This is a genomic window from Paenibacillus sp. GM2FR, assembly GCF_002803325.1.
GTDB classification, from domain to species: Bacteria; Bacillota; Bacilli; order Paenibacillales; family Paenibacillaceae; genus Paenibacillus_AQ; species Paenibacillus_AQ lautus.
Window position 1 is genome coordinate 4,349,827 of the sequence record NZ_MKZM01000008.1, and the last position, 26,218, is coordinate 4,376,044.

General features: G+C 49.9%; 28 protein-coding genes and 6 tRNA genes. 8 read left to right on the forward strand and 26 right to left on the reverse strand.

All coding sequences use genetic code 11. The features are described from left to right. Positions 1 to 32: 32 nt before the first annotated feature. From PAEVO_RS19675 to PAEVO_RS19685, 3 genes are all read left to right on the forward strand, one after another. Complete coding sequence (locus tag PAEVO_RS19675; RefSeq protein ID WP_100539064.1) at positions 33 to 896, forward strand: thermonuclease family protein; 864 nt, start codon at positions 33 to 35, stop codon at positions 894 to 896. A 78-nt stretch (positions 897 to 974) separates the two neighbouring features. Further along, positions 975 to 2,387, forward strand: a complete 1,413-nt coding sequence (locus PAEVO_RS19680; protein WP_100539065.1) for a PepSY-associated TM helix domain-containing protein — start codon at positions 975 to 977, stop codon at positions 2,385 to 2,387. Between the two features lie 40 nt (positions 2,388 to 2,427). After that, positions 2,428 to 2,904, forward strand: a complete 477-nt coding sequence (locus PAEVO_RS19685; RefSeq protein WP_100539066.1) for a FixH family protein — start codon at positions 2,428 to 2,430, stop codon at positions 2,902 to 2,904. A gap of 10 nt (positions 2,905 to 2,914) precedes the next feature. On the opposite strand, the gene PAEVO_RS19690 is transcribed toward PAEVO_RS19685, so the two are convergent. The 6 genes from PAEVO_RS19690 to PAEVO_RS19715 all read right to left on the reverse strand — a co-directional run bounded on the left by PAEVO_RS19690 (position 2,915) and on the right by PAEVO_RS19715 (position 5,320). Next, entirely contained in the window at positions 2,915 to 3,340 is a 426-nt protein-coding gene (locus PAEVO_RS19690) for a thiol-disulfide oxidoreductase DCC family protein (protein WP_100539067.1), read from the reverse strand. A gap of 85 nt (positions 3,341 to 3,425) precedes the next feature. Further along, complete coding sequence (locus PAEVO_RS19695; protein ID WP_076324660.1) at positions 3,426 to 3,701, reverse strand: hypothetical protein; 276 nt, start codon at positions 3,699 to 3,701, stop codon at positions 3,426 to 3,428. A gap of 89 nt (positions 3,702 to 3,790) precedes the next feature. Then, complete coding sequence (locus PAEVO_RS19700) at positions 3,791 to 4,033, reverse strand: zinc ribbon domain-containing protein (protein WP_071222731.1); 243 nt, start codon at positions 4,031 to 4,033, stop codon at positions 3,791 to 3,793. Between the two features lie 133 nt (positions 4,034 to 4,166). Next, positions 4,167 to 4,586: an organic hydroperoxide resistance protein gene (locus PAEVO_RS19705; RefSeq protein ID WP_100539068.1), complete on the reverse strand. Its 420-nt coding sequence runs from the start codon at positions 4,584 to 4,586 to the stop codon at positions 4,167 to 4,169. Between the two features lie 185 nt (positions 4,587 to 4,771). Further along, positions 4,772 to 4,854 (reverse strand) — tRNA-Leu (locus PAEVO_RS19710). 103 nt (positions 4,855 to 4,957) lie between these two features. Then, on the reverse strand, positions 4,958 to 5,320 hold the full coding sequence (locus tag PAEVO_RS19715; RefSeq protein WP_100539069.1) for a helix-turn-helix domain-containing protein: 363 nt from the start codon (positions 5,318 to 5,320) through the stop codon (positions 4,958 to 4,960). Between the two features lie 192 nt (positions 5,321 to 5,512). Between PAEVO_RS19715 and PAEVO_RS19720 the strand changes: the two genes are divergently transcribed. Beyond that, positions 5,513 to 6,142, forward strand: a complete 630-nt coding sequence (locus PAEVO_RS19720; RefSeq protein WP_243390829.1) for a PAS domain-containing protein — start codon at positions 5,513 to 5,515, stop codon at positions 6,140 to 6,142. 100 nt (positions 6,143 to 6,242) lie between these two features. Here PAEVO_RS19720 and PAEVO_RS19725 read toward each other — a convergent pair whose 3' ends face one another. From PAEVO_RS19725 to PAEVO_RS19785, 13 genes are all read right to left on the reverse strand, one after another. After that, complete coding sequence (locus PAEVO_RS19725; RefSeq protein ID WP_100539071.1) at positions 6,243 to 7,925, reverse strand: alpha/beta hydrolase; 1,683 nt, start codon at positions 7,923 to 7,925, stop codon at positions 6,243 to 6,245. Between the two features lie 22 nt (positions 7,926 to 7,947). After that, positions 7,948 to 8,967, reverse strand: a complete 1,020-nt coding sequence (locus PAEVO_RS19730) for a FecCD family ABC transporter permease (RefSeq protein ID WP_100539072.1) — start codon at positions 8,965 to 8,967, stop codon at positions 7,948 to 7,950. Beyond that, entirely contained in the window at positions 8,960 to 9,967 is a 1,008-nt protein-coding gene (locus tag PAEVO_RS19735) for a FecCD family ABC transporter permease (protein WP_100539073.1), read from the reverse strand. Before PAEVO_RS19735 ends, PAEVO_RS19730 begins: the two co-directional genes overlap by 8 nt. Positions 9,968 to 10,007: 40 nt before the next feature. After that, positions 10,008 to 11,030, reverse strand: coding sequence for an ABC transporter substrate-binding protein (locus PAEVO_RS19740; protein ID WP_100539074.1), 1,023 nt, complete (start codon positions 11,028 to 11,030; stop codon positions 10,008 to 10,010). A gap of 115 nt (positions 11,031 to 11,145) precedes the next feature. Then, positions 11,146 to 12,813 (reverse strand): AraC family transcriptional regulator, encoded by a 1,668-nt coding sequence (locus PAEVO_RS19745; protein WP_100539075.1) that lies wholly within the window; start codon positions 12,811 to 12,813, stop codon positions 11,146 to 11,148. A 258-nt stretch (positions 12,814 to 13,071) separates the two neighbouring features. After that, positions 13,072 to 13,536: a KGG domain-containing protein gene (locus PAEVO_RS19750; RefSeq protein ID WP_100539076.1), complete on the reverse strand. Its 465-nt coding sequence runs from the start codon at positions 13,534 to 13,536 to the stop codon at positions 13,072 to 13,074. A gap of 315 nt (positions 13,537 to 13,851) precedes the next feature. Continuing rightward, a tRNA-Leu gene (locus PAEVO_RS19755) sits at positions 13,852 to 13,934 on the reverse strand. A gap of 39 nt (positions 13,935 to 13,973) precedes the next feature. Then, positions 13,974 to 14,049, reverse strand: a tRNA-Lys gene (locus PAEVO_RS19760). Positions 14,050 to 14,208: 159 nt separating this feature from the next. Continuing rightward, positions 14,209 to 14,283: transfer RNA gene (locus PAEVO_RS19765), tRNA-Glu, on the reverse strand. Between the two features lie 116 nt (positions 14,284 to 14,399). Then, positions 14,400 to 15,095, reverse strand: coding sequence for a Type 1 glutamine amidotransferase-like domain-containing protein (locus PAEVO_RS19770; RefSeq protein WP_100539077.1), 696 nt, complete (start codon positions 15,093 to 15,095; stop codon positions 14,400 to 14,402). Positions 15,096 to 15,273: 178 nt separating this feature from the next. Next, positions 15,274 to 15,362, reverse strand: a tRNA-Ser gene (locus tag PAEVO_RS19775). Positions 15,363 to 15,365: 3 nt separating this feature from the next. Beyond that, positions 15,366 to 15,441, reverse strand: a tRNA-Asn gene (locus tag PAEVO_RS19780). 26 nt (positions 15,442 to 15,467) lie between these two features. Next, positions 15,468 to 15,956 (reverse strand): SprT family protein, encoded by a 489-nt coding sequence (locus PAEVO_RS19785; protein WP_207797488.1) that lies wholly within the window; start codon positions 15,954 to 15,956, stop codon positions 15,468 to 15,470. Positions 15,957 to 16,072: 116 nt separating this feature from the next. Here PAEVO_RS19785 and PAEVO_RS19790 point away from each other — a divergent pair, with 116 nt between their 5' ends. Both PAEVO_RS19790 and cmpA read left to right on the forward strand, forming a co-directional pair. Continuing rightward, the gene (locus PAEVO_RS19790; protein WP_100539079.1) at positions 16,073 to 16,423 is read left to right on the forward strand and encodes a hydrolase/acyltransferase; all 351 of its coding nucleotides are present in this window, start codon (positions 16,073 to 16,075) and stop codon (positions 16,421 to 16,423) included. Between the two features lie 80 nt (positions 16,424 to 16,503). Next, the gene (gene cmpA / locus PAEVO_RS19795) at positions 16,504 to 16,635 is read left to right on the forward strand and encodes a cortex morphogenetic protein CmpA (protein WP_015737250.1); all 132 of its coding nucleotides are present in this window, start codon (positions 16,504 to 16,506) and stop codon (positions 16,633 to 16,635) included. Positions 16,636 to 16,731: 96 nt separating this feature from the next. Here the strand turns inward: cmpA and PAEVO_RS19800 are convergent, their stop codons facing one another. Next, a complete protein-coding gene (locus PAEVO_RS19800) occupies positions 16,732 to 17,202 on the reverse strand; it encodes a DinB family protein (RefSeq protein ID WP_100539080.1) in 471 nt (156 codons plus the stop codon). Positions 17,203 to 17,351: 149 nt separating this feature from the next. On the opposite strand from PAEVO_RS19800, the gene PAEVO_RS19805 reads away from it, so the two are divergent. Beyond that, positions 17,352 to 17,912 (forward strand): CGNR zinc finger domain-containing protein, encoded by a 561-nt coding sequence (locus tag PAEVO_RS19805; protein ID WP_100539081.1) that lies wholly within the window; start codon positions 17,352 to 17,354, stop codon positions 17,910 to 17,912. Between the two features lie 67 nt (positions 17,913 to 17,979). Further along, a complete protein-coding gene (locus PAEVO_RS19810) occupies positions 17,980 to 18,420 on the forward strand; it encodes a GNAT family N-acetyltransferase (RefSeq protein ID WP_100539082.1) in 441 nt (146 codons plus the stop codon). A 104-nt stretch (positions 18,421 to 18,524) separates the two neighbouring features. Here PAEVO_RS19810 and PAEVO_RS19815 read toward each other — a convergent pair whose 3' ends face one another. From PAEVO_RS19815 to PAEVO_RS19840, 6 genes are all read right to left on the reverse strand, one after another. Further along, the gene (locus tag PAEVO_RS19815) at positions 18,525 to 20,741 is read right to left on the reverse strand and encodes a Tex family protein (RefSeq protein ID WP_100539083.1); all 2,217 of its coding nucleotides are present in this window, start codon (positions 20,739 to 20,741) and stop codon (positions 18,525 to 18,527) included. 439 nt (positions 20,742 to 21,180) lie between these two features. Then, complete coding sequence (locus PAEVO_RS19820) at positions 21,181 to 21,531, reverse strand: type II toxin-antitoxin system PemK/MazF family toxin (protein ID WP_006212388.1); 351 nt, start codon at positions 21,529 to 21,531, stop codon at positions 21,181 to 21,183. Positions 21,532 to 21,534: 3 nt separating this feature from the next. Continuing rightward, positions 21,535 to 21,816 (reverse strand): CopG family ribbon-helix-helix protein, encoded by a 282-nt coding sequence (locus tag PAEVO_RS19825; RefSeq protein WP_028406492.1) that lies wholly within the window; start codon positions 21,814 to 21,816, stop codon positions 21,535 to 21,537. Between the two features lie 225 nt (positions 21,817 to 22,041). Next, complete coding sequence (gene alr / locus PAEVO_RS19830; RefSeq protein ID WP_100539084.1) at positions 22,042 to 23,229, reverse strand: alanine racemase; 1,188 nt, start codon at positions 23,227 to 23,229, stop codon at positions 22,042 to 22,044. A 270-nt stretch (positions 23,230 to 23,499) separates the two neighbouring features. Beyond that, positions 23,500 to 24,612, reverse strand: a complete 1,113-nt coding sequence (locus tag PAEVO_RS19835) for a LolA family protein (protein ID WP_100539085.1) — start codon at positions 24,610 to 24,612, stop codon at positions 23,500 to 23,502. Positions 24,613 to 24,875: 263 nt separating this feature from the next. Beyond that, positions 24,876 to 26,204: an MFS transporter gene (locus tag PAEVO_RS19840; protein WP_100539086.1), complete on the reverse strand. Its 1,329-nt coding sequence runs from the start codon at positions 26,202 to 26,204 to the stop codon at positions 24,876 to 24,878. Positions 26,205 to 26,218 lie beyond the last annotated feature (14 nt).

Sequence of the window (26,218 nt, forward strand, 5' to 3'; positions counted from 1 at the left end):
ACCAAACATCCAAGCCAGGAGAGTGACAACAAGTGAACAAACGAATGTTAACCGCTATGCTAACCGCCTTGCTGCTATTGTCAGGCTGCAGCCAGCCGCTGATGTCCCCGGCGACATCGAACGAAGGAATCGCAACAACCGCTAACTCCCAGGCAAAGACAAACACCAGCACGACGAATTCAAAACCAACGACCTATCCAACCGATGATCTGAATCTTCCGCGGGTAGCCGTAGAACTGGTCAAAGCCGTTGATGGCGACACCATCAGCGTGATGTTCGAAGGTAAAAAAGAGAATGTTCGCATGCTGCTAGTCGACACGCCCGAGACAAGCCATCCGAAGCTGGGCGTACAGCCGTTCGGGCCCGAAGCCAAGGCTTTTACGAAGGATCTGGTGGAACAAGCCGACCTTCTTGAATTGGAGTTCGATATCGGTCCGAACCGCGATAAATACTCCAGGCTGCTTGCGTATGTATATGCCGACGGAAAAATGGTCCAGGAATCGCTGCTTGAAGAAGGACTTGCCCGCGTGGCCTATATCTATCCGCCCAACACCCGCTATGTGGACAAATTTGATGATTTGCAGCGGATCAGCCGCGACCAGGCGCTCGGCATATGGAGCGTAGAGAACTATGCCCAGGAAGACGGCTTCCATCCGGAGGAGCAGGACGACGCAAACAACAAGAACAGCAGCCGTAATAACACAGCGGCATCCCAAGTTCCGAACGAGAACAGACAAGAGTACAAGCAAGGCTGCGACATCAAAGGCAACATCAACTCGAAGGGTGAAAAAATCTACCACACTCCCGAATCCCCATACTATGAGCGAACGAAGCAGGAGCAGTGGTTCTGCAGCGAGGCAGAAGCCGTCCAGGCCGGTTTCCGGGCCCCGAAGTAAACTCATCTGATATGTGAAATGAACGCTCATGTTCATCTTATATAAATTTTAGCCGTAATGGAAAAGGAGCCACCAGCCATGGGGAACAAGAAACCTCCCGCAATCCAACCAAATGAAAGTCCACCGCCAAATCCAAGCTCTGCCGCATGGTACAAAACCGTCTGGAGATGGCATTTCTATGCCGGCATCATTTTTGCTCCCTTTCTGATCATCCTGGCTGTAACCGGCTCCGTTTACTTATTCAAGCCTCAGATTGAACAAGCGCTATATCGGGACTACTACACGGTAACACCTCAGGTTGAACGGGTAACGCCCAGCAAGCTGGTCGGACAAGTGAAAGAACTCTACCCTGACGCTACGATCACGAAATACCGCCCCGGCGAGTCGGACTCCCGTTCTACAGAGATCAGTTTGACCTCAGAGGGCGAATCCATGACCGTCTTCATGGACCCTTATACCGGAGAGAAGATAGGCGAGTTGAAAGACAAAGACCGGATCATGGACAAAATCGAGGAGTTCCACGGTGAGCTGATGGTCGGGACCATCGGGGACCGGATCGTGGAGCTTGCCGCCTGCTGGGCGATCGTGCTCATCATTACCGGAGTGTATTTGTGGTTCCCGAAAAATAAAAACAAAAGCAAAAAGAAAAGAAGCCTCGCGGGTATCCTCTACCCCAGGCTCGGCAAGGGCAAGCAGATTCTTCGCAGGGACCTGCATGCCGTTCCCGCCTTCTGGATCGCGGCAGGCATGCTGTTTCTCGTCATGACCGGTTTGCCCTGGTCAGGCCTGTGGGGCAGCAATTTCCAAACCGTGGCGACCAATACCGGTGCCGGCTATCCGCCTTCCATCTGGTCAGGCAGTGCGCCATCCTCCCATGTGGTTCAGACGAAGGAAGTCGCAGAGGTCCCTTGGGCGGCCGAAAATCTGGAGGTACCTAACTCCACCATCTCCGACTTTACGCCGCTTCCAATCGAAGATGTCATGTACGTAGCCCGAAGCGAGGGGATCCATCCAAGCTACACCATCAGCATTCCGCAGCAAGCGGACGGCGTGTACACGTTGTCGGCCTATCCGCCGAAAGCGCAGGACGAAGCTACCATGCATATCGACCAGTACAGCGGCGCGGTGTTGGCGGATTATCGCTATGATCATTACGGATTCGTCGGCAAAGCCGTTGCCCTGGGCATTACCCTGCACAAAGGAACCCAATTCGGCATCGTCAACCAGATCTTCAGTTTGCTTATATGCATAGGCATCATTTTTATTGCGGTAAGCGGTTTGTACTTGTGGTGGAAGCGAAAACCGGAGCACGGACTGGGGGCACCAAAAGCACCCGAGGTTAAAGCGAAGAACATGTGGGTATTCCTTCTGCTGCTCATCGCTTTGGGGATCCTGTTCCCGCTTGTTGGCTTGTCGCTCATCATCGTGTGGATCATCGATTATGTCATCGTTCGGAGGGTACCGGCGATCAAGACATTTCTGAATGCCTGATTCGGTTCTATACTCTAACTATAATAAGGGGTGGCGGTCCATGATCATGAAAAGCCGTGTTATATTATCCGTACTACTGTCGGTCCTGCTGCTGAGCGCTTGTTCGGCCAGTCCCGAAGCAGCCAACCGGTATGAAAAAGAAATCCCGCTGATCGCCGAGGTGAACATTCCGGAGACGTTATCTGTGCGTCAACCGGAGACCATTGAAATCATTCTCACCCAGGATGGCCAAAGAGTACCCGGTGCGGATTTTGTCCACTACGAACTGTGGAGCCATGACGGCTCCTTGCGGGATCCCATGACAGACGCGGTAGAGGTCGGTGATGGCGTGTACACGGTAACCAAAACCTTCGATAAAGAGGGGCTGTATTTCATCAAGCTGCACAGCGGCAACAACGGTTCCATCATCATTCCCCAAAAACCGTTCGCGGTTGGCAAACTGTCCGAGGCCGAGCTTGCCTACCTGCAAGCAGGAACTCCGACATTTCAAGAAGGTACGGCAGAACATCATCATTAATACAAGTGGATTAGGACAAGAACCGGCGCCGAATGTCCGGCGTCGGGATCATGCATTCACTGGATTGCCCAAACCACCGGTAACGGTTCTTCGCTACCCAGCGGTACACCAGGTTTCGTAAGAATGGGGGAATCAGAATCAGGATATACGACAGCGGCCAAGGAAAGCGAAGACGCCGCGCAATCCGCAGAGCTCCCGTCGACCTTGTGTAATACCTCCCCTGTTCAATCAGCACCATCGTTTCCGTAGTATCTCCACGTAGCCCTCCCTGCCTCAACAGCTCCTGTCCAATCTCGGATTGCAGCGAAGCGAAACGAAAGGCACCCGCAGGATCTCTCTTGATAATGAACTGCGTCAGACCCTGGCACAAATGGCACACACCATCAATCAGTACAATCGCATACTCTTCATGATTTTCGGTTGCACGATCCTTCATATCTTTCCTGGCTCCCTTCAGGCCTAAAACAAGAAAAAACGCAGGAGCCCTCTCCTACGCTTGATCAAGTACGCTTATTGGTTTATTACTCAGCAGCTTTGTTCAGCCACTCGCCGTCTTTCATCTGCTGATCGAATTCGTTCGAGAATTTCTCCATGCATTTGCATATGAAATCCTTACGACAAACCGGGCAAGGTACTTTCCCAAGTCGGCTAAGCGCAGTCAGTTTCCATTCCGGGAAGCGGTTATAGAATACGCGAATATCCGTTCCGTCAGCCGTGTGGATAATGAATTCGTAAAGCCCTTCTTTTTCATTGCTTCCAGCTGTGGTCACATTTGCAATCTGCGGTCTGTATGGCATGTTCATCACCCGTTTATTTTATTTAAATTCCTTATGACTGGTTTGTACTTTCTGGTACTTAGTCATATTAAAGAATTTTAGGGGTGATGTCAACCGAAGAACACATCCAGGATCGAGCCAAGCTGCCCCCTCTTTTTACCTTCTAATATATCCGGGTTGAACACTTCCACATATCCGCAGTTCGTGCAGGAAACAAATAGGAAATGATTGTGCTGAATATCAAACATCTTGCTCAGCCCGGCCCCTGACATCGAGACCTCTTTCGTCTGGCAGTGATTCCCTCCGCATTTGCTGCATACAAACCGTTCCTCTATCATTTGTTCAATACTCATCTTAAGCGCCCCTTTCCAATTCATAGCTTTAACTGAAATACGAAGTATCATGTAAAAAGTTTCATATTCCGCATCGTAAGCCGACAAAAAGGATGACCCTCCATTTCAGAGGGCCATCCGAATTTCTTTATGGTCAGCTCACGCTTAATTCCACGTCGATGTTGCCTCGGGTTGCCTTGGAATAAGGGCAAAATGCATGCGCCTTCTTCGCAAGGTCCTCTGCCTGGCTTCGTTCGATACCCGGCATTTCGATCTTCAGCTTCACCGCAAGCTTGAAGCCGTCAGCGCCCTCGTCCTTTCCGATCATGACCTGGGAGTGGATCACAACGTCCTTGAGCTCGACGCCCTCTTTACGGGCGATATTAGCCAGGGCGCTTTCGTAACAGGCGCCATAGCCGGCAGCAAACAGCTGCTCCGGATTGGTTCCGCCACCGCCCGGTCCTCCAAGCTCCTTCGGCATGCTTAGCTTGTGATTAAGAACCCCATCCGTAGATTCAACAGAGCCTTCGCGCCCTCCAATGACTTTTACATCTGCTGTGTATAATGGTTTCATGCTCGTTCATCTCCTTCATGCCCTATTATGATCTCTACATGTACTCTTTAAACTTGCAGCACAAATTGAAACGATAAATAGGCCAACTCGCAAAAGAAACAGCATGTCCCGACTCGCAAAGCAAATAAAAAAAGCTGTTTATCAAAGGAAAAATTCCTCTTGATAAACAGCTTCTTTATGAAGTATGCGGTAGAGAGGACTCGAACCTCCACGGGTATACACCCACTACCCCCTCAAGATAGCGTGTCTGCCATTCCACCACTACCGCATGTTGTAAGGGATGTTCTGTAGCGAACATTCCCTATTATACTGTTCCATCATACAAAAGTAAAGAACCAAATTGTGGATCATGGGCTTAGGCGTATGAGCTGCTAAGTCTTGTCGTTTCGCTTTTCCTTCCGGTATGCTGAGAACTCGATATATTCACGGATAAACTCCTTCTCATTCTCTGCCAATCCGGACATGAAGGGAAGATCGGACGATTCCGCATCCACTCCATACTCCCCACGCGCTTCCCTGACTCGGGTAGGGTTGCCCTTGCCAATAATCAACCAGTCCAAGCTTACGGAAAAGAATGCTGCAATCTCAATCAATTTATTCGTGCTCGGCGTTGTTTTCCCCCTCTTCCAATCACCAAAATTTCCTGTGCTGATTCCGAGGGTTTCACAAAACGCCTTCTTGGTCATACCTCGGCTTTCTATGAGATGTTCGATTCGTTGGTAAATAGATTGCATCAAACAACCGCCTTCCTAGTTCTCTTTGAAAGAAAATTACTTATGTACGTATTTTTCTCTTGCAAAACCACTTAATTACGTGTATAATCAAATATATATTGCCTAAATTATACCATAGTACTCATTGTTCGTTGTATCTTTTACTCATGAGTCTATTCAGTACGAGGAGCGAGTCATTTGCCCTACGATACCATGATCACATCTTGGAATAATGCGGTTCATTCCTTGAATAAAGGATTGATGATCATTACGCCGGATGGCATCATAGACAAAATTAACGATCCACTCATTACCATGGCCGAAAGATATGGTGTTTCCCCTGAGTTTGGATGGCAGGGGGCATCTTTTTTTAATATCGCTTCCCAGCCCTTGAGTTTGGCTTCATTCGATCATTTTTTCCATGAGCTGGATGTGCCCTCCGTAAGAGATGTTATGCTGGGTAAGCAGCCTGATTATTCCTTTGAATATGCAGTGCCATGGAACGGCCAAGAGAATTGGGTGTTATGTGAGGTACTGCCGCTGCTTATCAACAAGGACCGTCGTATTCACGGAGCTATGATATCATTTACGGATATTACGAAGTTCAAACGTAAGGAACTGCTGCTGGAACAAGCGCTGGCTCACAGTTTTCCCCTTCCCGGGCATATTCCCATCTGCGCCGTATGCAAATACGTTCACCACGCGGAAGAATGGGAGCCCGTGGAGAGCTATTTGGAGAGCCGCCTCCCCATTGAATTCACCCACGACATCTGTCCGGATTGCATTCGCAGATTATACCCCAAGTACTCATCCATCCTTGATGATCCGGAATTACTCGATTAACTCTCTGCCTACATACAACAACACGAAATAAGCAGCTTCAATATCCGGCTTTATCACGGATATGAGGCTGCTTATTCATGCTTAACGCATCATTCTCATATTACGCGTTCACAAAACGAAGCAGAGGGCTTATCAGAGCAGGCAGTACCGAGACGTGGCCTTCTCCCTCAACTTCATTAAACGTAGTCTCCAGCAGCTCATCATGCCCTTTGAGGAATGCATAGAGCTCCCTGGCGTCTTGAACCATGGACGGCTTCTCCTCGGCTCCCACGTACAGACGCAGCTGTTTGCGCTGTCCACTCTGCTGTAAACGGGTTTTTCCCTCTTCCCATCGTTTGTACAGCACGTAGTTCTTCCACCACACCGAGGGACAGGCCGCAATATACCGCGAAAAGGTCTCCGGTCTGGTGAATAAGGTATACAAGGTAAAATAACCACCGAGCGAGTGCCCGAACAGCGCCTGCTTTGAACGGTTCACCTCGTATTGCCGCTCCACGGCCGGCTTCAGCTGCTGCTCGATAAACGTAAGGAATGCTTCGACGCCGCCTGTTTCCGGCCAATCCAATCCGTTAGGACGGACCGGCAGTTCATGGTCTTCAGCATATTCAGTAAAGTTATAAAAACGCTCACTGCTCACGATGGGACTGTCACTGTCAAAGCCGATCCCGACAATAAGCGCCGAAGGAATGCCCCGAGGCGTCCGGGATTGCAGCCGGATTGCCTCTGCAAGCGATCCGAAGGTCGCATTGGCATCCAGCGAATATAACACAGGATACCCCCCTTCGCGTGGCGGCCCCATCGGTTCGGCAATGAAAATGCGGTATTCACGGCCTGTGACGTCGGATTGCATGGACCATGTCACCGTTCCCGGTATGCAAAACAGAGGATCCTTTTCGTGGTTATTGCAGTTATCGGGGTTATTGCGGTTATCATGGTTATGGTCATCGCGGTTATCGTGCTCTTCATCCTTTTCGTGCTTTTCGCCTTTTTCGTGATTACCCATACCCTCATGCTGAGCTCGCACCATCTCGGATTCTTGGTCATATTCTTCCTTGACGAACAACCACCGCAGCGCATCCGGAAATCTTCTGGCCATAAAGATGGGATCATGGGTCCCATCAGGATCTACCGCCAGCTGGAGCCGCTCGGGGCTCCCCCCTTGTTCCAACCAGAATCGATGGGCCTCGACGTTATTCGAAAACATATGTTTTTGCGCATTTTCCTTATACGCACCTTCCAACTGTCCAACGGACATATACACCCTCACCCCGGCAGGCAATTTCCCCTGCTCCCTGATGTAATCCATAACCCCCTCATACCATAACGAAGCCGACAGCATCCCGATCCGTCCGAAGGTCTCGGCCCGCCAATACCCCGCGAACATCGAGATCAAACCGCCAAAGGAACCGCCAATGATGGCTGTATGCTCGGGGGCTGCGAGTGTACGGTAATGTCTGTCTATGTATGCCTTGATGACATCCGCAACCTCATCGACATAAGCTCTGCCCTCCCCGCCGAAAGGCGGATTGCCCTCCAGCAGCGGCTCGGCTGGCCAAGGCGTATACTCACGGTTCCGATTTGTTGACGATATCCCGACCAGGATGACCTCGACGAGTTGGCCTGCTGCAAACAGATGGTTCAGATAGTTGAGACAGTCCGTGAACATATCTCCTTGATCCTGTACATAGGCAACAGGATAGGAACGGTCCGACTCATGATAAGAAGGAGGTAAATATAGTATGAGTTCCCTGTCCTCAACCACCAGCTGTTGATAACGATTCATGTGATCCTCCCGAAAGCTGCTTTTATTTTCTCATGCGAATTAATAGATAGATAAAATACGGTACCCCGATCACGGACACCACAATGCCTGCAGCCAGCTCGGCCGGAGCGAATATCGTTCTGCCGATGAAATCGCCTATGACCACAATCGCCATGCCTGCTATACCGCTGATCGGGATGATATGCCTGTGCCGCAGTCCAACCAGCTGCCTTGCCAGATGCGGAGCGATCAGACCGACAAACCCAATGCTGCCGGATACGGCAACGCTCGCGCTAACCAAACCGATGCTGCATAGAAGCAATACATTTTTCTCGCGCTCGACGGACACCCCGACACTCTTCACGCTTTCCTCGCTCAGCTGGAACAAGTCGAGCACTTGAGAGCGGAGCCAAATGACAGGCGGCAGCAAAATGAGCCAAGGAAGCATGGTGACCACGAACTTCCAGTTGGCGCTGTGAAGGCTGCCGGCCAGCCAAGCTACGGCCATCTCATAATCCGATGGATTCATTTTCAGCGAGAGGAACATCGTAATAGCACCAAAGCCGGATGCAATCGCAATCCCCACAAGAATTAGCCGCTGCGGATCCAGCTTTCCGTTTTCTCTGGCGAACATAAATATGGCCGTAGTCGCCGCCAAGCCGCCAGCGATACCGAACATCGGCATCATCATAACCCCGAGCCAGCCTGTCATCGTGATCTGCCCTTGCAGCAGGAACATAAACAACACAACCGCCATGCCTGCACCTGCATTGATGCCGAGGATACCCGGATCCGCGAGTCCATTGCGGGTAACCCCCTGGATAACTGCACCGGCCATCCCCAGCGCAAACCCGACGAGAGCGCCAAGCACGATACGCGGCAACCTGAATTCAAACACAACGAGTTCAAAATCGGAATTGGGACTCATCCGAAGCAGTGTCTGAAATACTTCCTTGATGGACATATCAAACGTCCCGTTGGTCAGACTGAAATATACGGCAGTCAATACAACCAAGATTCCTCCAGTCAGAACAATCGGGAATCGATAGTAGGTATTACGCACGCTGAGCCCCTCCCCTCGTCTTGATCAAATAGAGGAAGAAAGGAACGCCGATCAACGAAGTAATAACACCCACCGGCGTCTCAAACGGGTAATTTACAAAGCGTGCGAGAATATCGCACAATGCAAGAAACATGCCGCCAAGCACGCCCGACACCGGTACGATCCATCGATAATCCGAGCCGGACAGGAAACGGGCAATATGAGGAATAATCAAGCCTACAAAGGCAACCTTACCCGCCAGCGCCACAGATACGCCGGTTAGAATGACAACAGCCAGCATCGTAAGGGCTTTGATCAGCCATGTATTCACACCGAGTCCCTTGGCCGTCTCGTCCCCGAGTGATAGCAGCGTGATCGATTTGGATAATACAACGGCAAGGCTTAAACCGACGATGGCAAACGGAATGCTCAGTTTGATCAGTTCCGGGTCCATTGCGTGCAGTCGGGCATTGTACCAGAAACTGATATTTTGCGATACTTGAAAATACGCCGCCAATGCCTCCGCGGTACCGCTAAGAAACGTTCCGATCACGGTTCCGAGTATTGCCAGTCGAACCGGACTGAGTCCGCCAGGAATAAGCCATGCCAAGCCGAACACGACGGCTGCTCCGATGGCTGAGCCGATCAACGAACTGACGATGTACATATTGGAGCTGGCGTTCGGGATAAATACCATGAACAGCGTCACCGCGAACACCGAACCGTCGGATACCCCCATGATGGATGGGGACGCCAAATAGTTCCTTGTCATTCCTTGCATTAACGCGCCTGATACCGCGAGAAAAGCGCCGATGAGCATGGCGCCAACGACTCTCGGCAATCGGGAGCTCACAATGATCTGATGATCGATGCTCTCCGAATCAAAAGCAAAGATGGAATCCCAAACGGTATCCATCGTAATATTTTTGGCTCCATACAGGATGGAGGCCGCTATGAGTAATAAACAGACCGCCGGGGCCATCACAAGGATGACAGCCGGCAGTGATTTTTTGAACCCCATGAACAACACGCCTTATAGGTTTATACTGGAATGATGAATGTTACTTTGTCAGACTTTCGACCGCAGCTTTCAGAAACTCGATTTTGCTGTACGCGGTTCCACCTTGAGCGAGTGGGTCCACCACGTTGACAAAAGCGGTGCCGTTCTTAAATGCATTCAAGTTCTTCATGATCGGATCATTCTGCAGCTCTTCCAGGGCGTTCGGCGTATCCTTGTTCTCATCAGGCGAGAACTGTACGAATACATAATCCGGATTCATCTCTGCAATCTTCTCTTTCGAGATCAGTTCCTGCGCTTTGGCTGCGGCTACTTCAGCCGGTACTGCAATCCCCAATTCCTCATACAACACCGGGTTAAAGAACACCCCTGCCGGGTAGATGTACATCTCGCCTGCACGAATCCGAAGCGCCAGAACCTTCTTGTCCTTCAGACTATCTCCAATTGTCTCTTTGACGTTTTCCAAGTCCTCTTTATATTTCGCGATTGCCTGTTCCGCTTGTTCCTGTTTACCGCTTAACTCGCCGAGCAATCTCAGGTTGCTTTTCCAGTTAGTCGAGATATGGGAGTACGGAATCGTGGGAGCAATTTTGTTCAACTGTTCAATGACTTCAGGCTTCGCTTTGGACGATGCCAAAATCACATCCGGCTTCAAAGACAGGATCGTTTCAAAATTCGGCTCCATTTTCTCACCAACCGACTGAGCATCCTTCGTGATCGACTCAAACATCGGCGGGAATTTACCCGAGAAGGTGATCGCTCCAACCGGATTCACTTCCAACACAATGGCATCCTCCATGGCTTCAACGGCACCCGTGATGACGATGCGCTCCGTTTTGGCCGGAAGCGTATATTCCTGATCGAGGTATTTCACAACTTTAGTATCGGACGCAGCGGGGGTCGCTTCTTCTTTCGCAGCGTTATCCTCCCCGGCTGTGTTCGTGCTTTCTGCTGCATTATTCGTGCTTGCTCCGTCTGTATCTTTAGCGTCATTACCTCCACCGCAAGCGGACAGTACCAACGCAAATGCCAGCAATAACCCCAAAACCCATTTCATTCGTTTCATCTCTCTCCAAATACCCCTTCCATGATCTATGATCAAAACAAATGATAATGATTATCATTATTGATCATAGTATAGGATTTGCTCTCTAAGCACCATGGACAAATAACCGGATTCCTCATGGACAATTTCCGGAAAACAACCGGAAGGCCTCCTCCGCCATCTGCTCCATCGCAATGGGAGAGTATTCGCGCCAGGGGTAAGAGGATAATGGATGGAACGTTCCATCTCGCACCGCGGGAATGGTCATCCACTCGGGCGTTGCCTGCAGTTTTCTCCAATTCGCCAGCGTTTCGGAATCCTGACGGATCAAGAGCAGAATATGGTCTGCGCGGCTCTCCTTGATCTGCTTAATCGTTAAACATCCTGCATCCTCCCGATCCATAGGCTTAGCCGGTTGAAAATTAAAATAATCAAATAATAGTTCCTTCATGCCCGGATGGCTGTAAGCCATAAGTTCATCCTGATGCAGGCGTGCGGTCAAAAGCGTGCGTTCATCCATCATTTCAGCGGGGAGCTTCTCTCGGTAAGTTGATATTTTATGATGGAACGTTTCAATCCATCGCTCTGCTTCGGGCAGCTTGTTTAGCAATTTAGCGAGTCCCAACAGATTAAACTGCCACCCTTCCTGTTCTTCCGCCATTTCGTAGAGAGGTGCAATCAGCCGAAGCTGCTCCTTCTCCCAATCCTCCACCCCTTGTGCACAGACGATGAGCTCGGGACGTGCCGAGGCCAGCTTCTCCAGATTGGCATATTTGTTATGATTCTGGCGGTATGCATCCAGATGGACAGGGATATCCGGCCCAAGAAGGTTATAGTAATGCTGTGACCACTTTGGATGAAGCGGAGCAGCATACGGCGTAAAATCCAGCGGCATGGCGTAACCCAGAAGAGCTGTGGAGCCGTACATCGCCAGTTTATTTTTCCTTGTCTTCATATACACCGAGGGAGAGATCCCGAATGCCTTCTTGAACTTGCGGCTAAAATAAAATTCATCCTTATACCCCACCATATGCGCCACTTCACGCAGCAAAGAATCCGAGCCCAGCATCAGCTGCTTCGCCTTGTTCAATCGAACATGCGCCAAATAATCCATTGCGCTGTGCCCATACGTCTTCTTATATACTTCTACAAAATATTTAGGACTCAGCTCGGAGAGTGTCGCCAATTGTTCAATCGTTAAATCTTCATCATAATGCTCCTCGATATACTCCTTCACCCGCTCCAGTGCTTGCCGCTTATCATTCTTGGAGTAAGGGCTGCATTCGGCAATCATCGTATACAGCAGCTCTTGAAAATCCAGCTGAACTCTCCACTGCTTCATGGGCTCCTTGCTGTGAAAATCCTTATACATCGACCGGCAGACGAGATTCAAGCGGTCCGGAGAGCTGATGACAAAGATGCCGTCATAGGGCATGAAAGCGGCGCCGTCCACCTCCTGCAATCGACCGCAGCCTGATATCCCTTCCATGAAACTAAAATGAAGGATCGCGACCGAAGCCTGTTCGTATTCCTCAGGATTCTTGTGATCGGCACTCGTGATTCCAAAAGTAGACCCCGCTGCACAAAAATAAACACATCCCTTATTCATACGGGTCATTTGCTCTGCCTGTAGTAAACAGGTTTCTCCGCTAAGTGGGATGATTAGGGCTGGCTGAACTGCCAGCTGTTGCTCTAAGGAGAGCTCTTGCCCATGAACAATATCCATATTCCATAAACGGGCCATGAGCCCGCTGTATTCACGCGGATCTTTTTTGCTGCTACGATTCGTCGATAGGTTTACCATTTGTACAGACCCCAACCTTAAATGAGAATGGTTATCATTATCATATAATTATCACACACTGTCCCAAAAGTCCAGCACGATCTTCTCTTTTCCACCTTGCTGCATGACGATACAAGGCAAAAAGAAAGCAGCCACGCACTCCCTGTCAGGGAGTCGTAGCTGCTGCTTTCAAATGGTATGATATGAGGCGGATCTTTCGCATGCGAGAATTTCAGTCCCCTCCAAGGGGAACTTCTTCTCAAATCCGCCGGATTGTCATTAGTTCCCCCGCTGGCGCTGCCTTGCTCTCGCCTCGCCGCCTTTGCGGCCCGCTTCTTCACGGCTCATCTTGCCGTCCCCGTTGCTGCCGCTGCCGCTTCTGGCTTCGCCGCCCTGCTGCCCAATCTCTTGATAGAACTCACGTCCGTGGGAATCCGAGGTAGCCTCGCCGCCTTTGCGTCCGATATCCTCATAGAATTCCCTGCCATGGGAATCGGAAGTCGCTTCCCCGCCCTTCTGGCCGATTTCTTGATAAAATTCTTTATCATGGGAGTTTGACGTGGATTCTCCACCCTTTTTACCGATATCCTGATAAAACTCTTTGTCATGGGACCGGGAAGTTGCTTCGCCGCCCTTCCGTCCGATTTCTTGGTAGAACTCTTTGTCATGGTTGTTCGCTGTTGCTTCTCCACCTAAACGTCCTGCTTCTTCACGGCTCATCTTTCCATTGTTGTTATTAGCCATTCTGAATCACTCCTTATAGGTAATTTGAAGTTGCTGCTCGTCCACGTTATGATATTAAACTCCTGACCAGAGATGAAACACCAGTGTTGCATAAACGCGCACTGAAAATCGATGGAAACCGTGATGAATCCTATGTAAACCTTGATGTAAGAAAAAACGTCTATCGACGTGCATTCTAGAGAAGACAGACCGCGTTTAGAGGTTGTTTTTCTTGCGATATCAGGTAGGCCATACTTCGAAATTTTTACTTTCTGATATCTTAAACGCAAAAAAAAGCCCCACACCAAAGTGCGGAGCTTTTTCTTAATGTTCGTATGCGGTAGAGAGGACTCGAACCTCCACGGGTATACACCCACTACCCCCTCAAGATAGCGTGTCTGCCATTCCACCACTACCGCATAATATAAGGGGTACATCATTTCGTTACTTCATAAAAATGGTGAGCCATGAAGGGCTCGAACCTTCGACACCCTGATTAAAAGTCAGGTGCTCTACCAACTGAGCTAATGGCTCTCGATGACAATCATGCTGCTGCCATATAAGAAAGTTATATAGAAAGTGGTGACCCGTAGGGGATACTCTCTCTTCGTTCGAGACTGCGAAGCTTATCCTAACGGAGGGTTATGCTCCGACGAACCGACGGGATTCTCATTCCCAAAGTTATATAGAAAGTGGTGACCCGTAGGGGATTCGAACCCCTGTTACCTCCGTGAAAGGGAGGTGTCTTAACCCCTTGACCAACGGGCCACTTTAACCACGTCGCCGTGACGACAAGATTGAGTATAGCATAATTTCAAAAAAGCTGGCAAGCTTTTTTTTCGTGAATTTTAATATTTATTTTTGGAGCTTTTTCGGCCAATAAATCAGCCTAAAAAGTCCGGCGTTAACTTCGCTTCTTGAACGCTATTCCCTTCGCGCTCCACACGGTATGCATATGCATTTTTCCTTGAGCTTACGATTCTATGCAACCGTCCCTCCATAAAATGCAATGCAGCCCCATCATCAGCAGCATATCCCGCTTGTGATTCACCTTGAAGCACGAGTTTATGATAGGCAGGTCTTCTTTTGCTCTCACCATCATAATGCGGGCAATGACTGCCTTGTAATAGACCCAAACCCTCAAGCTTGTACAAAGGCCCGTTCAACGGGTCCGTCACTCCCTGCTCAAACCAACAAATGGAACCAGCGCTTAAACCGGTTAAGATGACACCCTGTTCATAAGCCTCTTTGAGTATCTGATCCAAGCCCCATTCCTTCCACAAGACGAGCATATTCCGGGTATTGCCCCCGCCAACATAGATGATATCCTTCTTGAGTACAAAAGACCGAAGATCGGCAAAGTTCGGCTGAAACAGTGACAGATGGCTGGGAGTGCACGGCAGTGTCCGGAAAGCATGATAGAAACGTTCAACATAACCATCCGCATCCCCGCTTGCCGTCGGAACAAAACACACTTCAGGCCTCTCTCTCGATACTTGTGCCAAAACATAGCGATCAAGCAAGAGATTATCCGGTTCCATCGAGAAACCGCCGCCACCCATGGCAATAATCTGTTTCATTGAGCTCTCCCCCATTCAAGTTCAACGAAAGAGAAAGGGGTACTCTCCCTTCGGTCGAGACTGCGAAGTATACCTAACGCCGCTTATGCTCCGACGAACCCTATCTAGGGTTCTCATCCCTTTGCAAAAAAAGCCCCGATCACTTTGTGATGGGAGCTTTCTTCGATGTAACGCTCAACGGAGAGAGAGGGATTCGAACCCTCGCACCGCTTACGCAGTCTAACCCCTTAGCAGAGGGTCCCCTTATAGCCACTTGGGTATCTCTCCATATGGCTCCCCGAACAGGACTCGAACCTGTGACAACTCGATTAACAGTCGAGTGCTCTACCAACTGAGCTATCAGGGAACATTAAGTTGGATATTAATAATTTATCATGACTTCATAGGGGAGTCAAGCTTCAGAAGCGTAAGGCGTCCGGCGCACTTTCCGCACCGATACCGGGCCGGATTCATCTTCCGTTTGCGCAGATATTCAGTCCCGCAGGCGCTGCAGCGAAGTTTATATCGATAAGGTTCCGGCTCCCGACGGCCCGCAGTCTTGCCCTTCGGCAAGGATTTGCAGAAACGGCTCCCTCCAACGGCTTGCAGCAGGCTTTTGAAATCAGCGTCCCGATGCCGATATCCCCTGCCCGCAATATGCAGATGATAATGGCACAGCTCATGCTTGATGATCTTCTCCACCTCTTCCCTGCCGTGCGTAGCCAGCTGATGCGGATTGATCTCGATATGATGGCTTTTCATGAAATAGCGGCCGCCTGTCGAGGACAATCGCCGGTTAAACGTCGCCTTGTGCCTGAACGGAACCCGAAAGCTCTCCAGCGAGATTTTCTCAACCCATGCCTGCAGTTCTTCATTACTCATCTCGTTCATCGTCACCCTGTCCGATCCTTCCTTTTGCCTTATAAATGCTACTTGAATTTTAACTTCTCTCTGGGCTACACTGTCAAGTAGAAAGTATGGAGGGAGAACCTGCAATCATGCCGAACATGCGCTACGTTATTTTAAAAGGACAGGACGAGCTGTTATTTGTCGAAATGCCCAGTGACTATGCTTACCAGCTCAGTGCTCTAAATTTACGCCTCAATAAGGAAATTGATAAACTCACCGCCGCAGGCAAACCTCAGCTGCCTCTTGCTGTAGCGGAATGCGACAATCTGGATCTGCTGCAGGAATCGCTAAGCATTCAAGGTGGTCTGGAATACATAAATGAGCTTGAGCAGGCCTTTGCTTCCCTTAAGGAAACGGAATATCCGCTCATCTCGCTGCTTACCGAGATTCGGGCTCTCCAAGCGCAGCTTGAGCAGTGGTACGAGGAAGAAGCGCAATAATCGAGGTAGACCTGCACGCTTTGGGCTTTTTCCCCATATGCTATCCATACAGATGGAATTAGCAAGAGGAGGAGATACCCTTGCCGCAATGGCTCTGCAATCAATTGACACGCGCTTTTCGTAAAAAGGACAGACGTCAGATCAAGCTGCTGAACGAATGCTGGTACTTTTACCGGAATTCCCCGGGTGAAGAAAACTCGAATGCCCGTTAGGGCACTGCAACCGATCCATATGTATGACAATAAGCCGGACACCCTGTCCGGCTTATTTTTGCGTTTGATTAGGGCTGAATGCGTCGAATTTTGAACTTATAGAAAGCTGCGTTTAGCTGGCCAGGAGCCCTGAAGCTTCCGGAGAAAAACAATTTGTCCCGTATGATATGCATCATGCATAATTAAGCTAAGGATTCGCTGAGGCGATTCGATGATCTCCGCCTCCGGCATCTCCTCAAACTTGTGTCTTAAAGCGCCATGAACATCTTGAATCTGCTCCCGAGCCATATTCCATGCCTCCTCGCTTGGGTCATGAATGAGAAACGTCTCGTCATTGCCTATCCCTTCATCAGGAAGCGGTGTACCTTCCAATCTCGCGAGCAGACGCTGCTTGTAATACAGCAAATGCTGCACGTTCTCCCAAATGGAATTCGCCGCCTGCCCTTCCGGTTTCCACAAAGCCTGCTCGACCGTCACATCCTTCAGGGCGGGGAGAATTGGAGGATACCAATCCTCTTGCCCCATCGTATAATCCCAGTTTTGGAGCAGTAGTTCCTTCATGTTCATAACCACCATCGCCTCCGCCTCGTTTTTTGTAACCACCATAAGTGAAATAGAATGTTACATAAAAATTAACACAGTTTAGACTTCATTACAAGTAACTAGTAACATAAATCTTCACTTGTTACAATAATGAATGAGAAAGGATGGGTTTCATGTTATGGGATGATTTTATAAATAGCAAATGGCATGACTGGAGAGGCAGCGGCCGATCCGAGGACCGGCTTGCCCGTGAGGATTGGCTCACCGATTTCATGAACCAATATCAGCTTCAAGTCAACCTGCCGCTGACCCCGGATGAACTGGAACTTCTCCGGCAGCTTCGCTCCTTCCTTCGAACATGTGTTCAACACATCGTCGCGGGAGAGCCACCTTCGCTCAGGGAGATAGAGGCATTGAACCGCTGGATGGCTGCTGGCCCCGTTATTCGCCATCTGGAAATAGATGAGGATCAAAACTTGGAGCTGTCTTATATCCCCCAAAATCCGGGCCTGCAAGCAGTGACTGCCGAGATTGCCGGCTCCTTTGCGCAAGCCATCGAGCAAGGCGAATTATCCCGGTTTCGCATCTGCACAAATCCGGATTGCCTGTGGGTATATTATGACGATACACGGAACCGTTCCAAACGTTATTGCGACGATAAAATGTGCGGCAATCTGATGAAGGTCAGACGGTTTCGGGCGAAGAAAAAGCAGCAATCGGACAGCGAGCGTTAAGCCGACGCGTTAGTTTAGGGAGCAGTGTATCTCAACATATATTATTATCAAGCTGAGGTGAGTAGTCATGAGCATCAAAAGGGTGACTCCAGCAGAATTGACCTGGGTCAATCAGCAATACGAACACATCGGGTTCCAGCCAAGCACACTGGACAATGAAATCATTGCGATCGTGATGTCGCAAGACGACGATGCAGGAGTCGGCCGATTGGTTAAACTTAATGACCACGAGGCGGAGCTCGGCGGTATTTATATTCTGAACGAGTTTAGAGGACAATCTCTTGCGCACGAAATCGTCGCGTTTTTGGTAGAAGAATCGAAAAGATTGGGCTTGGAAACCGTATACTGCATTCCGTTTGAGGAGCTGCAGCATTTCTATAAGAAGTTTGGTTTTCATGAATTCGATGTATCTGCTCCCACAGTCGAACCCAAAATTTTAGCAAAATATCACTGGTGTCTGGAGAGATACGATAAAAAAGTCCTGCTGTTAAAGCTGAATCATGGCTAAACCAACCGCCGGGACATGCTCCATTAGCTTTGTCCGGACCTATTACGAAAAAAAAGAGCCGTTCTCCCCAAAGGAGTTCCGGCTCTTCTTCTATTAAGCAGATCTTATGACTGATCTTTCGGCTTGCGCATCGTCAATCCGACGCGGCCTTTTTTCAAATCTACATTCAGCACCCACACGGTAACGTTATCCCCCACGGAAACAACGTCCATCGGATGTTTGACAAATCCATCGCTCAGCTGGGAAATATGCACCAGGCCGTCGCTCTTGATGCCGATATCCACAAAGGCGCCAAAATCGATGACATTGCGTACCGTTCCCTGCAGCTCCATTCCCGGCATGAGATCCTCGATCTTCAGTACGTCCTGACGGAAAATCGGCAGCGGCAATTCCTCCCGCGGATCGCGTCCCGGGCGCTGCAAGCTGTCCAGTATATCACGCAGCGTTGGCACCCCAACCTCCAGCTTCACGGCAAGGTTCTCCGGCTGCTGGGCATCCAGCAGTTCAGCGAGCTCCTTGCTTCCGAGCTTGTCCAGACTTACCTGAAGCTCTTTGAACAAACGGTCAACCACCGCATAGGATTCCGGGTGAATCGGGGTACGATCCAATATGTTCTCGCCTTCCGAAATCCGCATAAAGCCCACGCACTGCTCGTAGGTCTTGGCACCAAGACGCGGAACCTTCTGCAGCTGCTTCCGGCTGACAAACTTCCCGTTTTCTTCCCGGTATTTCACTATATTTTTGGCAATGGTGGCATTGATGCCAGCCACATAGGAGAGCAGCGACGGCGATGCCGTATTCACATCCACCCCGACATGGTTAACCGCAGACTCCACGACGGCCTTCAGGCTCTCCTCCAGATGCTTCTGGGTTACGTCATGCTGATATTGGCCCACGCCGATTGATTTCGGATCAATCTTCACCAGCTCGGCCAGCGGATCCTGCACACGGCGTGCAATCGAGGCCGCGCTGCGCTCGGCGACATCCAGATCAGGGAACTCTTCTTGAGCCAGCTTCGATGCCGAGTACACGCTTGCTCCCGCTTCATTGACGATGAGGTATGCCAGCTCAGGGTCGGCAAGTTCCGCAATGACTTCTTCAGCAACGAACTGCTCCGTTTCACGGGATGCCGTACCGTTTCCAATGACAATCAGCTTGATGCCGTATTTTGCAATCAGCTCTTTAAACTTTGCGGCTGCTTCCTGCTTCTTGTTGGCCGGCGGCGTCGGATAGGTTACAGCTACCTCAAGCAGCTTGCCCGTATCATCGACCACCGCAAGCTTACAACCGGTACGGTATGCCGGGTCAACGCCCAGCACACAGCGTCCCTTCACCGGCGGCTGCAGCAGCAGGCTGCGCAGGTTCCCCGCAAAGATGGAGATCGCCTGATTCTCCCCTTTTTCCGTCAGCTCCCCCCGCACTTCCCGTTCAATCGATGGAGCAATAAGACGTTTGTATGAATCCTCGATCACCGCCGTAAGAATGTCGGTGACGGCAGAAGGACCTTTAAGCACCTGCTTGCCGATATACGCATGAACGGATTCGGAAGGAACATCAAGCCCCACCTTCAGAATATTCTCGCGCTCTCCCCGGTTAATGGCCAAAATCCGGTGTGGCGGCATTTTCTTTGCCAGTTCCCGGTAATTGTAATAGTTCTCGTATACGGATTCCACTTCGGTATCCTTCGCCTCTGAGGTTAATATGCCGTGGTCCATACTGTATCTGCGTACCCAGGAACGAACGGTTGCGTCATCGGCAATGTTCTCGGCCAGTATATCCATCGCGCCTTGCACAGCCTCTTCTGCCGAAGCCACACCCTTCTCCTCATCGACATACTTGGCTGCCTCAACCATCACATCAGCCTGCTTCGGCTGCGACCATATCCACTCCGACAGCGGCTCAAGTCCTTTTTCCTTGGCGACGCTTGCCCGGGTTTTACGCTTTTGCTTATACGGACGGTAGAGATCTTCTACCTCCTGCAGCTTAACGGCGGCTGTAATCGACGCCTTCAGATCTTCCGTCAGCTTGCCTTGCTCCTCTATGATGCGGATGACTTCCCGCTTACGGACCTCGAGATTGCGCAAATAGCCTGTCCGCTCTTCAATATCACGTAACTGGTTCTCATCCAGTTCGCCTGTCATTTCCTTACGGTAACGCGCAATAAACGGTATGGTATTGCCCTCATCCAGAAGTTCAACGGTCGTGCGCACCTGTTTTTCGGACAATTGAAGCTCCTTTGCGATCTGCTTCACGATCCGTTTCGATTCTTCCTTGCGAATCTGTTCTTCATTTACTTCCACAACAGCTTCTAATTCAGACAATGATATCCCTCTTTCTTCAATGAAACTATATTTGCTATTATCCCAAACTTAAGCGCTCATTTCCACTACATCGCTCACTTCATAAGGCTTTAAGCTGCTTTTAATGTCAATTTCATCTGATTTTAAGATTTTATTTATATTCTTATAGTACGAAAATGCAGCTGCCGGCTATCCACACCTCATTAAAATCAGGAGGTCACCTTAGATGAATGACAAACATGCGATTGCCTGGTCCGTTGCCTGCCTTTTGTTTATTGCAGCGGCGGTCACTACGGCCTACATCCTCATACCTACAAACACGTAATCCACCCATCTCCAGTCTCATGCAGCAATTGCCGAGCCGTCATCCATACCTCCATATAAAAACCCTCAAGGAGTCACTCCTTGAGGGTTTTTAGTCATAACATTCTATGTGGAAAACGTTAGCGCTTGAATGGAATCAAAAATCAATCAAGCCCAGACTTATTTGCAGGGAATCATCCACCTTACTCATCATTTCATCATCAAGATGGGTGATTTTGTCGGTTAGCCGCTGCTTATCAATCGTCCGGATCTGCTCTAGCAAAATGACGGAATCCCGGTCAAATCCATGCGACGCCGCGTCGATTTCGACGTGAGTCGGCAGCTTGGCTTTTTGAATCTGTGCCGTAATGGCTGCAACAATCACAGTCGGACTAAACCGGTTGCCGATATCGTTCTGAATGACAAGGACCGGCCTTACGCCGCCCTGCTCAGAACCGACAACAGGTGATAAATCCGCAAAAAATACGTCGCCCCGTTTAACGATCACTGTCTACACCCCGCTTACTAAGCGGTCTAGAGTGTTGTCTGCATCTTCCTCCGCGTGAAACGCCTCAGAAGCCATGGTCAGGTTAATTTTGGCCATTTCCATATAACCTCGCTGCATGGATTCACGAATGTAACGTTTCTTCCGTTCATTCAGGTACAACTTCATGGCTTGCCTAATAAGCTCACTGCGGTTGGAATTTTCCAGCTGAGCGATCCCGTCCACTTCCTGCAAAAGATGATCCGGTAAACTGATCATGATTCGTTTGGTGTTCTGCATATTGGCCACCCTCTATTACACCCCCACAACCTTCTCGCCTGTGCACCAGTATTACATTATTCAAGGAAAATTATACAAAAGAATATATATGCCGAAGGTATATCAAGTATGCTGCATATCATTATAAACTACAATCGACACTTTCGTACAGACTTTAACGACATATTCCTAATTCGGGAAGGTCTGTACTTATTCCTTCTTTCCTGAATAAATTACTTAGGGTGACATGCCTTTTTAAAGGTTGCTCCAGAGTGCGTTTACGGTCTTCACGGGTATATCATCACGTATATACTGACGTGGTACCCGGTGGGCAATCATGCAGACGACCTCGTAGTGGATCGTCCCCAGCTTGGACGCCAGCTCATCTGCCGTGATGCATTCGCCAGACTGCTGACCGATGAGTACAACCTCTTCACCAGCTTTAATTTGTTCCGCCTCATCGGCGAAAGGTTTGAGCGATACCATACATTGGTCCATACAGATGGTTCCGACTACAGGGACGCGGCGGCCGCGTATTAATACTTCCACTTTACCGCTCAGCATACGAGAGAAGCCATCGGCGAAACCGATGGGAAGGGTTCCAATTTGCTCTTCCTCCTCCGTTACATACTTCGTCCCGTAGCTGATACCGGAATGCGGAGGTAAATTTTTGACGTAGACAAGCTTTGTCTTTAACGTCATGACAGGGCGGAGGCTCACTGTCTTTCGATTCACCTCATCCGAAGGATACAGTCCGTACAAGCCGATGCCGACACGAACCATATCATAGGATAATTCGGGTGTATCAATTGCAGCAGCACTATTGCCCGTATGTATGATCGGGATATGGTAGTCCTTATCCCGAAGAGCGTCCGCTACGCCCTGAAAACGGCGGTACTGTCCCAACGTATAGTCTTTGTTCTCTTCATCCGCTCTTGCAAAATGGGTAAACATTCCTTCGACAACAACCTGCGGCAGCGAAAATACTTCTTCTATAAAAGAAATCGCATCTTCGCCTGGAAGCAGGCCCAAACGACCCATTCCGCTGTCAATCTTGATGTGTACCTTGAGTGGCTTCTCCGGCTGGACCGGCAGTGCCTTTATCGCTTGGAGCACTTCCGAACTGAACAGGGTTATGGTTACATCATGCTCATAAGCGATCTCTACAGCCTCCGGTGGTGTATAACCGAGCACCAGGATCGGGCTAGAGATGCCTCCTTGCCGAAGCTCGAGTGCTTCATCCAGGAAAGCTACGCTTAAGTAAGCCACCCCCAGTTGCTGAAGTTCGCGTGCCACTTCTACAGCTCCGTGACCATAGGCGTTAGCCTTCACACAAGCAAGCAATTTCATGTGGCTTGGCAGCGCATCACGAAAAGCGTTATAGTTGGCGCGCAGATGGTCCAGGTTGATCTCCGCCAGGGTAGGTCGATATATCGCTTGCAATTCCAGTCACCTTCTTACCATTTTGAAAAAAGCATTATGCTTTACAATAGATTAATGGTAATGTTCCCGGGAGCAACTGTCAATTGAGACAAACTGCTTATTTATGAGGCTCGTGGTTCCCCCGGGTGGCGAAACTTGGTGAAACATCGGAATATCTGCAAGAAATGGCGATTGGCCCACGGACGGAGTGTCTTTATTTGGAAAAGAGGCGAATGGCCTCATTGTCGGAATTTTGCCCTCCTTCAATGCTCGGTATCCGCCTACTTCGTATTATTTACCCGATTCTCCCTGCATGGAAGCAGCGACTTTCTTCATTTCTTCGACAGGCAGGTTGGCGCTCGTGATCCGGTATTCTACGCCTTCCGAACTCCAGGTCAGCGTTCTTTGCTGATCGCCGGTGAGCAGGCCAACCGTCGTGAAATCGATATACACCGCCTCGCCCGGTACGAGGGAAACCGCACGATCCACCGGTCTGGATTCCATAATCGTGTATTGGTACACACCGTCATACTTCAGAATAACGGCATGATCCTTGCTCTCCGGAACTTCCATGGTGTCCTTGTTCGTGACCCCTGCAGGCACATATTCCGGATAGATGATGCCGAAGGACCCCATGTCGCCGCCGGCAGCCGTTTCCGTCAAGCCCTCGGTTCCCTGAGTACCGTTCCCCTCCGTCGTGGAAACCACCGGTATCCCGTTCTCGTCCACTTCCGCCATCGTCCCCTTCGCATCGTTCATGGCACTGAGATTCTTGTTCGTATCAAACGAATCCTTGGTCAGGTTCGTATCGAAAGTAAAGGTGTTGAATTTCACCTCAACCACCACATTCGCTTCGGAGTCCGACACTTGCACCTGTTTCGGCGTGTAGTTGTCCTTGGCGAGCCAAATCTTCTGACGAATCAAGGAATGGCTGTGGTAATTGGCAGCCACATCAAACACATAACTATCCTTATCCTCGGCAAACTGACGGGTGTTGTCGCTCAAAATGCTGCTAAGCAGCGTTTGGTACAGATATACCTGTCCCTGATTATCCGGCCAATCGCTCTTGAAGCGGAAGCTCTTGTTCAAGCTCGGCGTCAGAACGAACACGCCGTCATCGTTGCGAAGCACGATTTGCGTAATATCCTTTTGCCCATTGGTTAAGCTGATCCGGTAGTAAGATGGAGACTGGTACCATACCTCAACCTGATACTCCTGCGGCGCCGAACCGGTATGTATGGTCATAACGCCCGCTCCCTGGTAAGCGCCCTTGGCACTTTCCAGCTTATCAGCCACCTTGCCCAGATCCTTCACAACGCTGTCTGCATTCTTCTTCCCGCATCCCGCCAGTATTGTTGTTAAGCATAATACTACCGCGAGCAGCACCCATGAAATCCGGCGCATGTCATCATCCCCTTCAACACTTGTTTTGACTTGATTGATACATGTCTATGAGGGACTTGGTCACATTATGCAGACTAGCCTGACAAGCACCGTTACGGTGGGACGCAGCAGGCGTTTGCACTTCACTTAAGCGAAAAAAAAAGAGCCGAGGGCGAATCCGTCGATCGCTGATTCATCCCCGGTTCAATCTTTGAGAAATTCCAGTACGGGCCATCTTCTTCTGCCCTCTGTAAAGCATGGAAGATGATCGACGTTAGCCAACTCTAAGGGGCTGTTTGCATAGAAATGGAATTCTCAGGAGTTTCATTCGTATAAGGCGCAAACCATTCCTCATCTACATTGTCAGGTGACGGAAGACTGCGGGTAGTCGAGTCAAAGATCCAGAAGATCCCTACGCAGAGCACGACGATTCCGCATCCCGCGATAACGGAGGAACCTGCCGCAACAATGCCAAGAGCACCTCCGATCAGGCTGCCAAGCGGCATGGCAATTCCGCTGAGCCCGCTAGCTGCCGCGAACACCGTACCCAATCTTTTCTGGGGTATCGCCTTCTGAATGACCGAATTAATGATGACGTTCGTAATGCCTCCGGGAAACCAGGCCAGACCATATACCAGAACGACAAGCCATGTCCATGGGGTGAATACGCTGAGACACCAGGCAGCGCCCGATAAACAAAACGCTCCGGCAAAAATATATCCAAGGGGCAGGCGCTCCAGCTTCAAATACGGAGCCAGGATCGCTCCCAGCAAACTCCCGAAAGCCTGGGCCATAAGCAATATACCGTAGACGCCGGCTCCACCGAGGCTGTCGGCGAACGCAGGCATAACCGTAAAGGTAGCGCCGCCCGCAGCATTGATGACGATCATCCCCATCTGTACCCGTGCGAGCGGGGTTGCCAGAATGTACCTAAGGCCTTCCTTCATGTCCGCCCAATAATTTTTAAGGGCATTACGCTTAGGTTTGGAAGTTACGGTGCTTTTCGGCGATGTGTTATTTACGTTGTTATCCGAAGTTTTGATAGACTTCTTGATTTTCAGTTGCGAGAATAACAGCGCTCCGACGAAAAAACCGATCGAATTCCATAAGTAAAGGGATACTGCGCCCAGCACAATAATCAATACGCCGGATATTGCGTTACAAGCGACATCGATGCCTTGATAGGCTAAGGAGAACAGCGAATTGCCTTGCGTTAGCTGCTTCTTATCGAGAATTTTAGGAAGGGCCGACATTTGGGCCGGATATACCCACATATTTAGCGTGGATAGAATCGGTGTTATCGCAAGCACAACGCCAACCGTCAGAAAGTCGAAATAAAATGCAAGCGGAACGATCAACAGAAGAACCGCCTGAAACAACTGGGTGTACACCAGAAGCCCCCGTAAAGGAACGCGGTCAATCATCGGGCCGGATAACAATTGAATGATCCGGGGGAGAATCGAGAGGAATCCGGCAAGTCCCGTATACAGCGTCGAGCCCCCCAGATCATACACCAGCCACATGGCCGCTACCGCGTACAGGCTGTCGCCGATATTCGTAAGGATTCGGCCAACGAACAACAGCAGAAAATTGCGATTCTTTAATATTTCCACGAAAGAAACAACTC

Coding starts and splice junctions, on each gene's coding strand:
- PAEVO_RS19680 (WP_100539065.1), top strand. CDS start 975: ATGGGGAACAAGAAACCTCCCGCAATCCAACCAAATGAAAGTCCACCG.
- PAEVO_RS19685 (WP_100539066.1), top strand. CDS start 2,428: ATGATCATGAAAAGCCGTGTTATATTATCCGTACTACTGTCGGTCCTG.
- PAEVO_RS19690 (WP_100539067.1), bottom strand. CDS start 3,340: ATGAAGGATCGTGCAACCGAAAATCATGAAGAGTATGCGATTGTACTG.
- PAEVO_RS19695 (WP_076324660.1), bottom strand. CDS start 3,701: ATGCCATACAGACCGCAGATTGCAAATGTGACCACAGCTGGAAGCAAT.
- PAEVO_RS19700 (WP_071222731.1), bottom strand. CDS start 4,033: ATGAGTATTGAACAAATGATAGAGGAACGGTTTGTATGCAGCAAATGC.
- PAEVO_RS19705 (WP_100539068.1), bottom strand. CDS start 4,586: ATGAAACCATTATACACAGCAGATGTAAAAGTCATTGGAGGGCGCGAA.
- PAEVO_RS19715 (WP_100539069.1), bottom strand. CDS start 5,320: ATGCAATCTATTTACCAACGAATCGAACATCTCATAGAAAGCCGAGGT.
- PAEVO_RS19720 (WP_243390829.1), top strand. CDS start 5,513: ATGATCACATCTTGGAATAATGCGGTTCATTCCTTGAATAAAGGATTG.
- PAEVO_RS19725 (WP_100539071.1), bottom strand. CDS start 7,925: ATGAATCGTTATCAACAGCTGGTGGTTGAGGACAGGGAACTCATACTA.
- PAEVO_RS19735 (WP_100539073.1), bottom strand. CDS start 9,967: ATGGGGTTCAAAAAATCACTGCCGGCTGTCATCCTTGTGATGGCCCCG.
- PAEVO_RS19740 (WP_100539074.1), bottom strand. CDS start 11,030: ATGAAACGAATGAAATGGGTTTTGGGGTTATTGCTGGCATTTGCGTTG.
- PAEVO_RS19745 (WP_100539075.1), bottom strand. CDS start 12,813: ATGGTAAACCTATCGACGAATCGTAGCAGCAAAAAAGATCCGCGTGAA.
- PAEVO_RS19750 (WP_100539076.1), bottom strand. CDS start 13,536: ATGGCTAATAACAACAATGGAAAGATGAGCCGTGAAGAAGCAGGACGT.
- PAEVO_RS19770 (WP_100539077.1), bottom strand. CDS start 15,095: ATGAAACAGATTATTGCCATGGGTGGCGGCGGTTTCTCGATGGAACCG.
- PAEVO_RS19785 (WP_207797488.1), bottom strand. CDS start 15,956: ATGAGTAATGAAGAACTGCAGGCATGGGTTGAGAAAATCTCGCTGGAG.
- PAEVO_RS19790 (WP_100539079.1), top strand. CDS start 16,073: ATGCCGAACATGCGCTACGTTATTTTAAAAGGACAGGACGAGCTGTTA.
- PAEVO_RS19800 (WP_100539080.1), bottom strand. CDS start 17,202: ATGAACATGAAGGAACTACTGCTCCAAAACTGGGATTATACGATGGGG.
- PAEVO_RS19805 (WP_100539081.1), top strand. CDS start 17,352: ATGTTATGGGATGATTTTATAAATAGCAAATGGCATGACTGGAGAGGC.
- PAEVO_RS19810 (WP_100539082.1), top strand. CDS start 17,980: ATGAGCATCAAAAGGGTGACTCCAGCAGAATTGACCTGGGTCAATCAG.
- PAEVO_RS19835 (WP_100539085.1), bottom strand. CDS start 24,612: ATGCGCCGGATTTCATGGGTGCTGCTCGCGGTAGTATTATGCTTAACA.